At 69.5% G+C, this 13,901-nt stretch carries 11 protein-coding genes and 1 pseudogene; 9 read left to right on the top strand and 3 right to left on the bottom strand.

Features of this window, described 5'->3' with window-relative positions:
• Positions 1–30 precede the first annotated feature (30 nt).
• Complete coding sequence (locus K9U37_RS16380) at positions 31–1,608, top strand: MFS transporter (protein WP_243072580.1); 1,578 nt, start codon at positions 31–33, stop codon at positions 1,606–1,608.
• Positions 1,609–1,639: 31 nt separating this feature from the next.
• Here the strand turns inward: K9U37_RS16380 and K9U37_RS16375 are convergent, their stop codons facing one another.
• Entirely contained in the window at positions 1,640–2,998 is a 1,359-nt protein-coding gene (locus K9U37_RS16375) for a purine-cytosine permease family protein (protein ID WP_243073423.1), read from the bottom strand.
• A 180-nt stretch (positions 2,999–3,178) separates the two neighbouring features.
• On the opposite strand from K9U37_RS16375, the gene K9U37_RS16370 reads away from it, so the two are divergent.
• Entirely contained in the window at positions 3,179–4,933 is a 1,755-nt protein-coding gene (locus K9U37_RS16370) for a proline--tRNA ligase (RefSeq protein WP_243072579.1), read from the top strand.
• A gap of 99 nt (positions 4,934–5,032) precedes the next feature.
• On the opposite strand, the gene K9U37_RS16365 is transcribed toward K9U37_RS16370, so the two are convergent.
• Positions 5,033–5,518: a ferritin-like domain-containing protein gene (locus tag K9U37_RS16365; RefSeq protein ID WP_243072578.1), complete on the bottom strand. Its 486-nt coding sequence runs from the start codon at positions 5,516–5,518 to the stop codon at positions 5,033–5,035.
• A complete protein-coding gene (locus K9U37_RS16360; RefSeq protein WP_372489529.1) occupies positions 5,515–6,057 on the bottom strand; it encodes a hypothetical protein in 543 nt (180 codons plus the stop codon). Before K9U37_RS16360 ends, K9U37_RS16365 begins: the two co-directional genes overlap by 4 nt.
• Before the next feature lie 73 nt (positions 6,058–6,130).
• Here K9U37_RS16360 and rimP point away from each other — a divergent pair, with 73 nt between their 5' ends.
• From rimP to K9U37_RS16325, 7 genes and pseudogenes are all read left to right on the top strand, one after another.
• The gene (gene rimP / locus K9U37_RS16355; RefSeq protein WP_243072577.1) at positions 6,131–6,661 is read left to right on the top strand and encodes a ribosome maturation factor RimP; all 531 of its coding nucleotides are present in this window, start codon (positions 6,131–6,133) and stop codon (positions 6,659–6,661) included.
• Positions 6,658–7,698, top strand: coding sequence for a transcription termination factor NusA (gene nusA / locus K9U37_RS16350; RefSeq protein ID WP_243072576.1), 1,041 nt, complete (start codon positions 6,658–6,660; stop codon positions 7,696–7,698). Before rimP ends, nusA begins: the two co-directional genes overlap by 4 nt.
• Before the next feature lie 13 nt (positions 7,699–7,711).
• A complete protein-coding gene (locus K9U37_RS16345; protein ID WP_308197399.1) occupies positions 7,712–8,104 on the top strand; it encodes a YlxR family protein in 393 nt (130 codons plus the stop codon).
• Positions 8,105–8,184: 80 nt separating this feature from the next.
• A pseudogene (infB, locus tag K9U37_RS16340) lies at positions 8,185–10,955 on the top strand (translation initiation factor IF-2).
• A 35-nt stretch (positions 10,956–10,990) separates the two neighbouring features.
• Positions 10,991–11,485 (top strand): 30S ribosome-binding factor RbfA, encoded by a 495-nt coding sequence (gene rbfA / locus K9U37_RS16335; RefSeq protein ID WP_243072575.1) that lies wholly within the window; start codon positions 10,991–10,993, stop codon positions 11,483–11,485.
• The gene (locus K9U37_RS16330) at positions 11,460–12,458 is read left to right on the top strand and encodes a DHH family phosphoesterase (RefSeq protein ID WP_243072574.1); all 999 of its coding nucleotides are present in this window, start codon (positions 11,460–11,462) and stop codon (positions 12,456–12,458) included. Before rbfA ends, K9U37_RS16330 begins: the two co-directional genes overlap by 26 nt.
• 4 nt (positions 12,459–12,462) lie before the next feature.
• Entirely contained in the window at positions 12,463–13,794 is a 1,332-nt protein-coding gene (locus K9U37_RS16325) for an MATE family efflux transporter (RefSeq protein WP_243072573.1), read from the top strand.
• The last annotated feature ends 107 nt before the right edge of the window (positions 13,795–13,901 follow it).

The raw sequence follows: 13,901 nt of genomic DNA, 5'->3' as shown, positions 1-13,901 counted from the left end.
TCTCTTAAAATGACTGTAGGGTGGCCGACTATGACGGCTCTCAACGATGCGGAGCGGGCGATGCGTCGCGACGCCGACAGCAGTTCAGAGCGCGCCCTTCCGATGCGCCTCGAGCCGGCAGCCCACCGGAAGAGCAAGTTCTATCCGTCGTGGCTGCCGTCGCGGCGCTTCATCGCTGCGGTCATCGCCATCGGCGGTATGCAGCTGCTGGCGACGATGGACAGCACCGTGGCGATCGTGGCGCTGCCCAAGATCCAGGATGAGCTGAGCCTGTCGGATGCCGGCCGGAGCTGGGTCATCACCGCCTACGTGCTGACCTTCGGTGGTCTGATGCTGCTGGGCGGCCGGATGGGCGACACCATCGGGCGCAAACGTACGTTCATCGTCGGCGTGGCCCTGTTCACCATCGCCTCGGTGCTGTGCGGTATCGCCTGGGACGAGACCACATTGGTGATCGCCCGGCTGTTGCAGGGTGTCGGCGCGGCGATCGCCTCGCCGACCGGCCTGGCCCTGATCGCCACCACGTTCCCCAAGGGCCCGGCCCGAAATGCCGCGACCGCGATCTTCGCGGCGATGACCGGTGTCGGCTCGGTGATGGGCCTGGTGGTCGGTGGCGCGCTGGTCGAGGTGTCCTGGCGGCTTGCGTTCCTGGTGAACGTGCCGATCGGCCTGCTGATGATCTACCTGGCCCGCACCACGCTGCGCGAGACCCAGCGTGAGCGGATGAAACTCGACGCGGCGGGCGCACTGCTGGCCACCGTGGGCTGTACCGCCGCGGTGTTCGGCTTCGCCCAGGCCCCCGAGAACGGCTGGCGTTCGATGGTGACTCTCACCTCGGGTGCGATCGCCGCGCTGGCCTTCGTGGCGTTCGTGTTCGTCGAGCGCCGGGCGGTCAATCCGGTGGTGCCCTTCGCGTTGTTCAAGGACCGCAACCGGCTGGCGACCTTCGCCGCGGTGTTCCTGGCCGGCGGCGTGATGTTCACGCTGACGGTGCTCATCGGCCTGTACGTGCAGGACATCATGGGCTACAGCGCACTGCGCGCCGGCATCGGCTTCATCCCGTTCGTGATCGCGCTGGGCATGGGCCTGGGCTTGTCATCACAGCTGGTGTCGATGTTGCCGCCGCGCCTGCTGGTGATCGCAGGTGGTGTGCTGGTGCTGGGCGCCATGCTCTACGGCTCCACGCTCAACGGCGGCATCCCGTACTTCCCCAACCTCGTCATCCCGATCACGGTCGGCGGCTTCGGCATCGGCATGATCGTTGTGCCGCTGACCGTCTCGGCGATCGCCGGCGTCGGTTTCGACCAGATCGGCCCGGTGTCGGCGATCGCGCTGATGCTGCAGAACCTGGGCGGTCCGGTGGTGCTGGCCATCATCCAGGCCGTGATCACCTCGCGCACGCTCTACCTCGGCGGCACCACGGGGCCGGTGAAGAAGATGAATCCCGCGCAGCTGCACGCGCTGGACCAGGGCTACACCTACGGCCTGCTGTGGGTGGCCGCGGTCGCGGTGCTCGTGGGTGCCGTGGCGCTGTTCATCGGCTACACCTCCGAGCAGGTGGCGCACGCGCAGGAAGTCAAGGACGCGATCGACGCCGGAGAGCTCTAGCTCCCTGCGAGTTCGGCGCGTTTACCGCCGCTCAGCGAACCTGAGCGCGCCAAAGTTGGGCTGTGCGGCGGCCCACCAGCCGATAACCGCCGTAAAGAGCCGCCGCCACCAGGAAATTGACGAAGTAGGCCAGGTCGGCGCCGTGCAGCGCGGTGGCCACCGGCCCGACGATCAGATTGGTGTGCATGAACGGAACCGCCGCGGCGAACGCCACCAGGAACGTCACCAACGCCACCACCGCGTCGCCGCGCGGGGTGACCTCTTCGGCGGGGTTCACCACGTCGCGGCCCGCGCTGCGATAGCGCCAGTCGATGGCCACGATCGCGACGAACGCCGGAATCCAGTAGCTGACGAACAGCAGCACCCCCTGGAAGCGCGCGGCCAGGTCACCGGAATGCAGCCACATGATGAGGGCGAACGCGATCACCACCACCACAGCCGCCGACACCGGCCTGCGCACCCGAACCCCCACTGTCTGCAGGGCCAGCGAGCCGCTGTAGTCGTTCATTGCATTGGAGGCCACCGACCCCAGCGCGATCACGATCAGTGCCAGCGCCCCCAGCACCCCGCCGCCCATGATCGCGCGCACGCCGGCCGCGGTCTGGTCGGTCAGCACCCCCGCCGCAGCCACGCCGATGGCCTGGACGGCGACATAGGCGACCGCCAACCCGGCGAACGTGTAGCCGAACACCGCTGTCCGCGAGGTGTGGACCGGCAGGTAGCGGCTGTAGTCCGAGGCGTAGCTGGCCCACGAGATGGCGAGGCTCAGCGCGATCGTCACCTCGAGGACGAAGGCGCCCACGAGGTCGGCGCCGGACAGGGTGGGCAGCGAGATGACCTCGTGCCCTTCGATGAACTTCCAGGCGAACACCGCGAACGTGATGAGCAGCACCACCGTCATCACCGCCTGCATCCGGTGGATCACCTCGTACCCGAACACCCCGACCACACCCTGCGCCGCCAGCACGATGACGACGGCCAGCCAGAACGGTATGCCGAGCAGCCCGGCCAGCGCCTCGCCACCGAACAGCCCGACCAGACCGTCCCACGCGATCGACGACAGCCACTGGATCACCGCCACCACGGCCACGGTGCCGCCAAAAGCCATGCGCGCGTTGGGGAGTTGAGCCGTTCCGGTACGCGGGCCCCAGGTGGACAGGTAGCCGACCGCCAGGCAGCCGACTACTGTCCCGATCACCATCGCCAGCATGCCCAGCCAGAAACCCAGACCCAGCACCACCGCCAGCGTGCCGGTGAACACGACGGTCATATTCACCTGCGGCGCGAACCACACCGTGAACAGCCGCCGTGGGCTCCCGTACCGGTTGGCCGCTGGGACCGGGGCGATGCCGTGGGTCTCGACCGCCATGTCGCCCGCGCGGGCCGGCATGCGTCCGGAGAAGGTTTGGCCCGCCAAGGCAGAACCGGTGGACGTTGATTCAGCAGCCACCTACCTACCCTAGATCGCCGCTGTGCTCGGCCGCCCTGCACCGGGGCAGCCGGACCGCCGCCGCAACTGGCTGAGGCCGATTGCTCTTCGCGCAAGCGCTCATCGCTAGGCTGGCCCACTGTGATCACCCGCATGTCCGCGCTGTTCTTGCGCACGTTGCGCGACGACCCGGCCGACGCCGAAGTGCCCAGCCACAAACTGCTGATCCGGGCGGGCTACGTCCGCCCGATCGCTCCGGGCCTGTACAGCTGGCTGCCACTGGGTCTGCGGGTACTGCACAAGATCGAGAAGATCGTCCGCGAAGAGATGCTCGCCATCGGCGGTCAGGAGATCCTGTTCCCGGCGCTGCTGCCCAAGGCGCCGTACGAGACCACCAACCGTTGGACCGAGTACGGCGACGGGGTGTTCCGGCTCAAGGACCGCCGCGACAACGACTACATGCTCGGCCCGACGCACGAGGAGTTCTTCACCCTGACGGTGAAGGGGGAGTACTCCTCCTACAAGGACTTTCCGCTGCTGCTGTTCCAAATCCAGACCAAGTACCGCGATGAGGCCCGGCCCCGGGCCGGCATCCTGCGCGGGCGGGAGTTCGTGATGAAGGACTCCTATTCCTTCGACATCGACGAGGCCGGGCTGAAGAACGCCTACCACGCACACCGTGAGGCCTATCAGCGGATGTTCGACCGGATGGCGATCCGCTACGTGATCGTCTCGGCGGTATCCGGCGCCATGGGCGGCAGCGCGTCGGAGGAGTTCCTGGCCGAAAGTGAGGTCGGGGAGGACACTTTCGTGCGCTGCCTGCAGTCGGGCTACGCGGCCAACGTCGAGGCGGTGACCACCGAGGTGCCTGATGCGCGGCCGTTCGACGGGCTGCCGGAGCCGACCGTGCACGACACCGGCGACACCCCGACGATCGCCACCCTGGTCGACTGGGCGAACTCCGCCGGACTGGGTCGCGAGATCACCGCGGCCGACACGTTGAAGAACGTGCTGCTGAAGGTCCGCCAGCCGGGCGGTGAGTGGGAGCTGCTGGCGATCGGCCTGCCCGGTGACCGCGAAGTCGACGACAAGCGGTTGGGGGCGGCGCTCGAGCCGGCCGATTACGCGATGCTCGACGACGCCGACTTCGCGAAGTACCCGTTCCTGAAGAAGGGCTACATCGGACCAAAAGGATTGCTGGCCAACGGGGTTCGCTTTCTCATCGACCCGCGGGTGGTGGACGGCACGTCGTGGATCACCGGCGCCGACGAGACCGGCAAGCATGTGGTCGGGCTGGTGGCCGGACGTGACTTCGTCGCCGACGGGACCATCGAGGCCGCCGAGGTGCGCGACGGCGACCCGTCACCCGACGGCGCGGGCCCGCTGGTGTCGGCGCGCGGCATCGAGATCGGCCACATCTTCCAGCTGGGCCGCAAGTACACCGACGCGTTCTCCGCCGACGTCCTCGGTGAGGACGGCAAGCCGGTGCGGCTGACCATGGGCTCCTACGGCGTGGGCGTGTCCCGGCTGGTCGCAGTGATCGCCGAACAGCACCACGACGGGCTCGGGCTGCGCTGGCCGTCGTCGGTGTCGCCGTTCGATGTGCACGTGGTGATCGCCAACAAGGACCCCGAGGCCCGCACCGGCGCCGAGGAGCTGGCCGCCGATCTCGATCGCCTCGGGCTGGAGGTGCTGCTCGACGACCGCACCGCCTCGCCGGGAGTGAAGTTCAAGGACGCCGAACTACTCGGCGTGCCGTGGATCGTGGTGGTCGGGCGCGGATGGGCCGAGGGCATCGTCGAACTGCGCAACCGGTTCAGCCACGACAGCCGCGAGGTGGCCGCCGCCACGGCGGTGGCCGAGATCGCCTCGGCGGTCACCGAGCCGCAGCCCTGATTTTCCAGCGCGAGCAGACGCAAACGGGCCGAAAACGTCGGCGTGTCGGGGACCTTTCCGTCTGCTCGCGGGGAAAGGTGACCTCGCGCGCGAGGTGAGCTATTCGCTGCCGCCGGGGAAAGCCACCGTCACGGGCCACCGGCCGAGCACCTGATTCCAGCGCGCGGCCAGCACCGCTGACTCGGTCAGCGCGCTGACACCGAATTCGCGGTCCGGCTGCGAGCTCGCCTGTTCGAGCGCCGCGCGCCACGCCACCGCGCAGTCGTTTTCCATGCGGACCGCCAGCTTCGCGGCGTCGACGGCATTCGCGACCGGGAACGGCAACCGGTAGCCGACGGCCGGCAGCGGCGCTTTGGCCGAGTGGCCGGTCAGCATCTTGATGGCCGCCTCACGGCGCTCGCGGTGCTGTGCCAGCGCCTGGGACACCAGCTCGTTCTCGTCGGGTGAGCTGTGCGCCGAGACGATGCCGTATCCGTAGATCGCTGCGTGCTCGGTGGTCACGGCGTCGAACAGGGCCGCCTTGTCGGCCTGCGACGGGCGATCCGGATCCGGCGTGGTGGACGGGGTCGGCGTCGGCGAGGTCACTGCGGGCGTCCCGTCGCCGGCAGCGCCACCGAGTGCAGCGCGGTGCAGGACGCGGCGATGGAGCCGAGCAGGCCGGCGCGATACCCCGACAGGGTCGGGGCCAGTGTGGCGGCGCTCTGCGCCGAGCTGCGCAGGGTGGCGACGACGTCGTCGATGTTCGGTGGTGGCGCGGCGGCAGCCGACGTGGTGGTCGGCGATGTGGTGTCGCTCGCCGTCGGGGTCGGCTTGCGCGCCGCGCGGGCGATCTCCTCGATCAGCGCGGTGGCGTGACGGCCGCGTTCGGCGGCCACCTCGGTCAGCGCGCGAGCCAGCGCCGGCGGGGCGGCCCTGGCCGCCGCGGCGGCCAGTTCGCTGTCGTGGCGAGCCAGCTCCAGCTGCCGCTCGAGCGGATCGGGTCCGGCGGGCTCACCGGACCCGCACGAGGTGACAGCGCCCTCGAGCAGCGCCAGCAAAAGCAGCCCGCGAGCGCCGTCGAGAAGAACCCGTCTGCGGCCGAGGGTCGCAGCGGGGCCGTGATCCTGGCTCAGCACGCCAAACATCCTGCCATTGCGGCGCGGCGCGCTGGCGTATCGTTGATGCCTGATCAGGACAACTCAAGATGAGGAGCTCGCCGTGACTGGCCGGTCAATCGGACTACCGACCCCCGAGCAGGTGATCGAGCTACTCGATGGCGAGTTCGCGCGCGCCGGATACGAAATCGACCACGTGACGATCGACTCCAGGATCCGGCCGCCGCGCATCACCGTGATCGCCGACGGCGACACCCCGCTGGATCTCGACACCGTGGCCGAACTGTCCCGGGCGGCCTCGGCCGTTCTGGACGCCCTGGACACCACCGAGCCCTACGTCCTGGAGGTCAGCTCGCCGGGTGTGGACCGGCCGTTGACCGAAGAGAAGCATTTCCGCCGGGCCCACGGCCGTCTGGTCGACGTCGAGCTCGTCGATGGCAGCGCGGTGAAGGGCCGGCTCGGTGCGGTGACCGACGGCGTCGCCGATCTGGTGGTGCGGAGCCGCGGCGACTGGTCGGTGCGTCGACTTCCGCTGACAGACATTCGCAAAGCCGTTGTCCAGGTGGAGTTTTCGCCGCCGAACCCGCGGGAGCTGGAGCTGGCCGGGGCCGGCCGAACGGAGGCCGGAGCATGAACATCGACATGGGCGCACTGCACGCCATCGAGATCGACCGCGGAATCTCGGTCGACGAACTGCTGGACACCATCAAGTCCGCGCTGCTGACCGCCTACCGGCACACCGACGGGCATCAGCCCGACGCGCGCATCGAGATCGACCGCAAGAGCGGCGCCGTGCAGGTGATCGCCCGGGAGACCGACGATGACGGGAACGTCCTCAGTGAGTGGGACGACACCCCCGAGGGGTTCGGCCGGGTCGCGGCCACCACCGCGCGTCAGGTGATGCTGCAGCGCTTCCGCGACGCCGAGAACGAGCGCAGCTACGGGGAGTTCTCCGCCCGCGAGGGCGACATCGTCGCCGGCGTGATCCAGCGCGACGTCCGCGCCAACGCCCGCGGTCTGGTCATCGTGCGGATGGGCAGCGAGACCAAGGGCGCCGAAGGCGTCATCCCGGCCGCCGAGCAGGTGCCCGGCGAACGCTACGAGCACGGTGACCGGCTGCGCTGCTATGTCGTCGGGGTCAGCCGCGGCGCTCGCGAGCCGGTGATCACCTTGTCGCGCACCCACCCCAACCTGGTCCGCAAGCTGTTCTCCCTGGAGGTCCCCGAGATCGCCGACGGTTCGGTGGAGATCGTCGCGGTGGCCCGCGAGGCCGGGCACCGATCCAAGATCGCCGTGCGTTCGCGGGTCTCCGGACTCAACGCCAAAGGCGCCTGCATCGGGCCCATGGGGCAGCGGGTGCGCAACGTGATGAGCGAGCTGTCCGGCGAGAAGATCGACATCATCGACTTCGACGAGGACCCGGCCCGGTTCGTCGCCAACGCGCTCTCGCCCGCCAAGGTGATCTCGGTGAGCGTCATCGACGCCGCGGCCCGCGCGGCCCGCGTCGTGGTGCCCGACTTCCAACTGTCGCTGGCCATCGGCAAGGAGGGCCAGAACGCCCGGCTGGCTGCGCGGCTGACCGGCTGGCGCATCGACATCCGCAGCGACGCCGCCGCACCCGAGGACGGGGCACATCCCGGCGCGGCACGCGGCGCGGGGCAGGGGCAGTAGCCCGCACCGAGAGGTGGTTCTGAGCAGTGCTGCGGTGACGGTAGACTATGCCGTGATCCAGCGTGAGACTCCGGCTCCCGATAACCGGCATCGACGCACCGAAGGACCGGTGCGGACGTGCATAGGGTGCCGGAAGCGAGAGTTGGCCGTCGATCTGCTCCGAGTGGTGGCTGTGTCGAACGGGAACGGTGAATGGGCCGTGACCGTTGACCCAGCAGGTAACCTCCCTCGTCGGGGTGCGTGGTTGCACCCCGACGATCGGTGCCTCCAGGCAGCGATTCGGCGGCGAGCTTTCACTCGAGCGTTGCGCGTCACCGGTTCACCGGACCCAACCGCGGTGGTCGAGTACCTCTCGTCTGCCCCGGCCCATGAAGGACAGGTAGCGAAGAACATGAGCACACCGTGAAGTTCCGACGATGACCATGCGTCGTAGCTAAACCCGAGGCGCGGCCTACCACCGCTGTCGCCTCTTGAGTAGGAGATGTAGTGGCAGGTAAGGCCCGCGTACACGAGTTGGCCAAGGAACTCGGTGTCACCAGTAAGGAAGTTCTCGCCCGCCTGAACGAACAGGGCGAATTCGTCAAATCAGCATCATCGACGGTGGAAGCACCCGTCGCGCGTCGTCTGCGTGAGTCGTTCGGCGGCGGCAAGGCGCGCGCCGCCGAGAAGCCCGCCCCGGCCAAGCCCCGCCCCGGCCAAGGCCGCGGGCAACGGCGCACCCGCCAAGGCGTCTGTCGGCGCCGGCTCCGTCGCAACCGTGCCGCCCCAGGCGCCCGCACCCAAGCCCGCGGCGCCTGCTCCGGCGGCACCCCCCGACGGCCGCGCCCGCCCCGGCAGCACCCGCCCCGGCTGCTCCCGCGGCCACGGCCGCTCCGGCTCCGGCGCCCGCTCAGCCCGGACCGACTCCCGGTCCCCGGCCCGGCCCGGCCGCACCCAAGCCCGGTGTGCCGCGCCCGCCGCGCGTCGGCAACAACCCGTTCTCCAGCGCACAGCCTGTCGAGCGTTCGATCCCGCGTCCGCAAGGTCCGCGTCCCGGGCCCGGCGGTGCGCCGCGTCCCGGCGCACCCCGTCCCGGTGGCGCAACACCCGGCAACATGCCGCCGCGTCCCGGCGGCGGCGTCGCGCGTCCGGCCCGTCCGGGCGCTCCGCGTCCCGGCGGCGGCCCGCGTCCCGGGCCCGGCCAGGGTGGCCGTCCCGGCGGTGGTGGGGGCGGTAACTACCGCACCGGCGGTCCCGGTGGCGGTGCCGGTGCCGGTGCCGGCGCACCCGCAGGTGGCGGCTTCCGCGGCCGTCCCGGCGGCGGTGGCGGTGGCGGTGGCCGTCCCGGTCAGCGCGGTGGCGCGGCCGGTGCCTTCGGCCGCCCCGGGGGCGCTCCGCGCCGCGGTCGCAAGTCGAAGCGGGCCAAACGCGCCGAATACGAGAACATGCAGGCCCCGGTGGTCGGTGGCGTGCGGTTGCCACACGGCAACGGCGAGACCATCCGGCTGGCCCGCGGCGCGTCGCTGAGCGACTTCGCCGAGAAGATCGACGCCAACCCGGCCGCGCTGGTGCAGGCGCTGTTCAACCTCGGCGAGATGGTCACCGCCACCCAGTCGGTGGGTGACGAGACCCTCGAGCTGCTCGGCAGCGAGATGAACTACAACGTTCAGGTCGTCTCGCCCGAGGACGAGGACCGCGAGCTGCTGGAGTCCTTCGACCTGACCTACGGCGAAGACGAGGGCGACGAGGAGGACCTCGAGATCCGTCCGCCGGTGGTCACCGTCATGGGTCACGTCGACCACGGCAAGACCCGACTGCTCGACACCATCCGTCAGACCAGCGTCCGCGAGGGCGAGGCCGGTGGCATCACCCAGCACATCGGTGCCTACCAGGTGGCGGTGGAGCACGACGGCGTCGAGCGTCTGATCACCTTCATCGACACCCCCGGTCACGAGGCGTTCACCGCCATGCGTGCCCGCGGTGCGAAGGCCACCGACATCGCCGTCCTGGTGGTGGCCGCCGACGACGGCGTCATGCCGCAGACGGTGGAGGCCATCAACCACGCGCAGGCCGCCGATGTGCCGATCGTGGTTGCGGTCAACAAGATCGACAAGGAAGGCGCCGATCCGCAGAAGATCCGGTCGCAGCTGACCGAATACGGCCTGGTTGCCGAGGACTTCGGCGGCGACACCATGTTCGTCGACATCTCGGCGAAGAACGGCACCAACATCGAGGCGCTGGAAGAAGCGGTGCTGCTGACCGCCGACGCGGCGCTGGACCTGCGGGCCAACCCCGACATGGAAGCCCAGGGTGTGGCCATCGAGGCGCACCTGGACCGCGGCCGCGGCCCGGTGGCCACCGTGCTGATTCAGCGCGGCACGCTGCGGGTCGGCGACTCGGTGGTGGCCGGCGACGCCTACGGCCGGGTGCGCCGCATGGTCGACGAGCACGGCGAGGACATCGAGGAGGCGTTGCCGTCGCGTCCGGTGCAGGTGATCGGCTTCACCTCGGTGCCCGGTGCCGGCGACAACTTCCTCGTCGTCGACGAGGATCGCATCGCCCGCCAGATCGCCGACCGGCGCAGCGCGCGCAAGCGCAACGCCATGGCCGCCCGGGCCCGCAAGCGGATCAGCCTCGAGGACCTGGAGTCTGCGCTGAAGGAGACCAGCCAGCTCAATCTCATCCTCAAGGGCGACAACGCCGGCACGGTGGAAGCCCTGGAGGAGGCGCTGCTCGGGATCCAGGTCGACGACGAGGTGGAACTGCGGGTCATCGACCGCGGTGTCGGCGGAATCACCGAGACCAACGTCAACCTGGCCTCGGCTTCGGACGCGGTCATCATCGGCTTCAACGTCCGCGCCGAGGGCAAGGCCACCGAGCTGGCCAACCGCGAAGGCGTGGAGATCAGGTACTACTCGGTGATCTACCAGGCGATCGACGATATCGAGAAGGCCCTCAAGGGCATGCTCAAGCCGATCTACGAGGAGAAGGAACTGGGCCGGGCCGAGATCCGGGCGATTTTCCGCTCCTCCAAGGTGGGCAATATCGCGGGTTGCCTCGTGCAGTCGGGCATCATGCGCCGTAACGCCAAGGCGCGGCTGCTGCGTGACAACGTCGTGGTTGCCGAGAATCTCACTATCTCGTCGCTGAAGCGTGAGAAGGACGATGCCACCGAGGTGCGTGAGGGTTACGAGTGCGGTCTGACGCTGACGTACTCCGACATCAAGGAGGGCGACATCATCGAGACCTACGAGCTGGTCGAGAAAGCGCGCGTCTGATGAACGAAGTGAAGAAGACCGGAGGGCCGAGCTAAGTGGCCGACCCCGGACGGGCGAAGCGACTCTCCAAACGCATCGCCACCATCGTCGCCTCGGCGATCGAGTTCGAAATCAAGGATCCGCCGCTGGCGTTCGTGACGGTCACCGACACCAAGGTCACCGGTGACCTTCACGACGCCACCGTCTACTACACGGTGCGCGGCGCCACCCTCGATGCAGAGCCGGACTATGCGGGTGCGGCCGCGGCGCTCGAACGCGCCAAAGGCACGCTGCGCAGCAAGGTCGGCGCGGGCACCGGTGTGCGGTTCACCCCGACCCTGTCGTTCGTTCTGGACAAGGTGCCCGACACCGCGCAGAAGATGGAGGAGCTGTTGGCTCGCGCCCGCGCGGCCGACGCGGACCTGGCCCGGATCCGAGCCGGGGCGGTTCCCGCGGGAGACGCGCAGCCCTACCGTGTGGTAGGAGAAGAGGGAACCATAACCGGGCACGACGACCAGGACGCCGGTGACCGCGATCGACTCGACGACTGAGATCACCCGCCTCGGCAGGCGGGTGGACGCGCACGGCGCGGCCGCGGCGCTTGCCGAGGCGCGGTCGGTCAGTGTGATCTGCCATGTCCACCCCGACGCCGACAGCGTGGGTGCCGGTCTGGCGCTGGCGCTGGTGCTGTCCCGGGCCGGCACCGACGTCGAGGTGAGCTTCGCGACCCCGTCGACCCTGCCGGAGTCGCTGCGCATGCTGCCGGGCTGCCACTTGCTGGTCGGGCCGGGGGAGATGCGCCGTGACGCCGATCTGGTGGTGACGGTCGATGCCCCGAGCGTCAACCGGCTGGGGGCGCTGGCCGCGCTCGTCGAGCCGGGCCGCGAGGTGCTGGTGATCGACCACCACAAGTCCAACACCTTGTTCGGCAGTGTCAATTTCGTTGATCCCAAAGCAGATTCGACCACCATGCTGGTTGCCGAGCTGCTCGATGCCCGGGGTAAGACCATCGACCGCGACGTGGCGTCGTGCCTGTACGCCGGGCTGACCATCGACACCGGGTCCTTCCGGTGGGCCACCCCGCGGGCGCTGCGCCTGGCGGCCCGGCTGGTGGAACTCGGTGTCGACAACGCCGCGATCAGTCGTGAGCTGTTCGACACCCATCCGTTCGTCTGGCTGCCGCTGCTGTCGCGGGTGCTGGCCACCGCGCAGCTGGAGCCGGAGGCGGCCGGCGGGGGCGGCCTGGTCTACGTGGCGGTCAACCACCAGGACTGGATGACCAACCGCTCCGAAGAGATCGAGAGCATCGTCGACATCGTGCGGACCACGCGCGAGGCCGAGGTCGCCGCGGTGTTCAAGGAGATCGAGCCGCAGCACTGGTCGGTGTCGATGCGCGCCAAGAGCTACGATCTGGCCAAGGTCGCCACTGGTTTCGGCGGCGGAGGCCACACCCTGGCCGCGGGCTATTCGACCGCCGGGTCCATTGAGGACGTGGTGGCGGAGTTGGCCGCCGCCCTCGGCTGAGGGGTTGACCCAGCCGGGTGCTGAGGCCGCTTCGCCTCGGCGCATCGCGGCACTGGCACTGCCGGCCCTGGGGGTGCTGGCCGCCGAGCCGATCTATCTGCTCTTTGACATCGCGATCGTCGGCCGACTTGGTGCACTGAGCCTGGCCGGTCTGGCGATCGGCGGGCTCATCCTGTCGGTGGTCAGCTCGCAGCTGACCTTCCTGTCCTACGGCACCACCGCCCGCTCGGCACGCTTCTACGGCGCCGGAGATCGCGCGGCGGCCGTCGGCGAGGGTGTGCAGGCCACCTGGCTGGCGCTGGGCCTCGGGGTGGCGATCGTCGCGGTGGTGCAATTGGCCGCGGTGCCGCTGGTGTCGGTGATCGCCGGCTCGAAGTCCGGCGGTGGCATTGCGGCGGCCGCGATGCCATGGGTGCGCATCGCCGTTCTCGGTGTGCCGGCGATCCTGATGTCGGCGGCCGGCAACGGCTGGATGCGCGGGGTGCAGGACACCATGCGGCCGCTGCGCTATGTACTGGTCGGGTTCGGTGCATCGGCGGTGCTGTGCCCGCCGCTGGTGTACGGCTGGCTGGGGTTGCCGCGCATGGAGCTGGCCGGCTCAGCGGTGGCCAACCTGGTGGGGCAGTGGCTGGCGGCCGTGCTGTTTTGTCGCGCGCTCCTGGTGGAGCAGGTGCCGCTGCGGTTGGACACCTCGGTGCTGCGGGCGCAGGTGGTGATGGGCCGCGATCTGGTGTTGCGCACCCTGGCTTTTCAGGCTTGCTTCGTCTCGGCGGGCGCGGTGGCCGCCCGGTCCGGCGTCGCCGCGCTGGCCGCGCACCAGGTCGTGCTGCAGCTGTGGAATTTTCTTGCGCTGGTTCTGGATTCGCTGGCGATCGCCGCGCAGTCACTGGTCGGTGCTGCGCTGGGCGCGGGTCAGACCACGCACGCCAAGTCGGTGGCATGGCGGGTGACGGTGTTCTCGACGATCGCCGCGGCAGTTCTTGCGGTGGCGTTTGCCGTGGGTGCGTCGGTGTTGCCGTCGCTGTTCACCGACGACCGATCGGTGCTCGATGCCATCGGGGTGCCGTGGTGGTTCATGGTGGCGCAGCTGCCGATCGCCGGGATCGTCTTCGCCCTCGATGGCGTGCTGCTCGGGGCGGGGGATGCCGCGTTCATGCGCAGCGCGACGTTGATCAGCGCGTTGGTGGGCTTCCTGCCGCTGATCTGGTTGTCGCTGGCGTTCGGCTGGGGTCTGCTCGGCATCTGGGCCGGGCTGAGCACGTTCATGGTGCTGCGGCTGGTGTTCGTCGGCTGGCGCGCGTTCTCGGGCCGCTGGCTGGTGACCGGGACAGATTAGGTCGAACACCGCACCGCGGCGAAGAGCCTTAACCTGCCTCGTCCTGCGCTCCGGCTGCTCGATCCGCGGCGAAGCCGGGGGCGGTCTGTTGACCGTGAAACCCTGCT

This window comes from Candidatus Mycolicibacterium alkanivorans (assembly GCF_022760805.1).
In the GTDB taxonomy this organism is placed as follows: domain Bacteria; phylum Actinomycetota; class Actinomycetes; order Mycobacteriales; family Mycobacteriaceae; genus Mycobacterium; species Mycobacterium alkanivorans.
This window is presented reverse-complemented; position numbering and strand designations above follow the sequence as displayed.

Excerpts from the sequence above, each read along its gene's own strand:
- K9U37_RS16375 (WP_243073423.1), bottom strand. The coding sequence starts at position 2,998 with ATGCCGGCCCGCGCGGGCGACATGGCGGTCGAGACCCACGGCATCGCC.
- nusA (WP_243072576.1), top strand. The coding sequence starts at position 6,658 with ATGAACATCGACATGGGCGCACTGCACGCCATCGAGATCGACCGCGGA.
- K9U37_RS16360 (WP_372489529.1), bottom strand. The coding sequence starts at position 6,057 with ATGTTTGGCGTGCTGAGCCAGGATCACGGCCCCGCTGCGACCCTCGGC.
- K9U37_RS16380 (WP_243072580.1), top strand. The coding sequence starts at position 31 with ATGACGGCTCTCAACGATGCGGAGCGGGCGATGCGTCGCGACGCCGAC.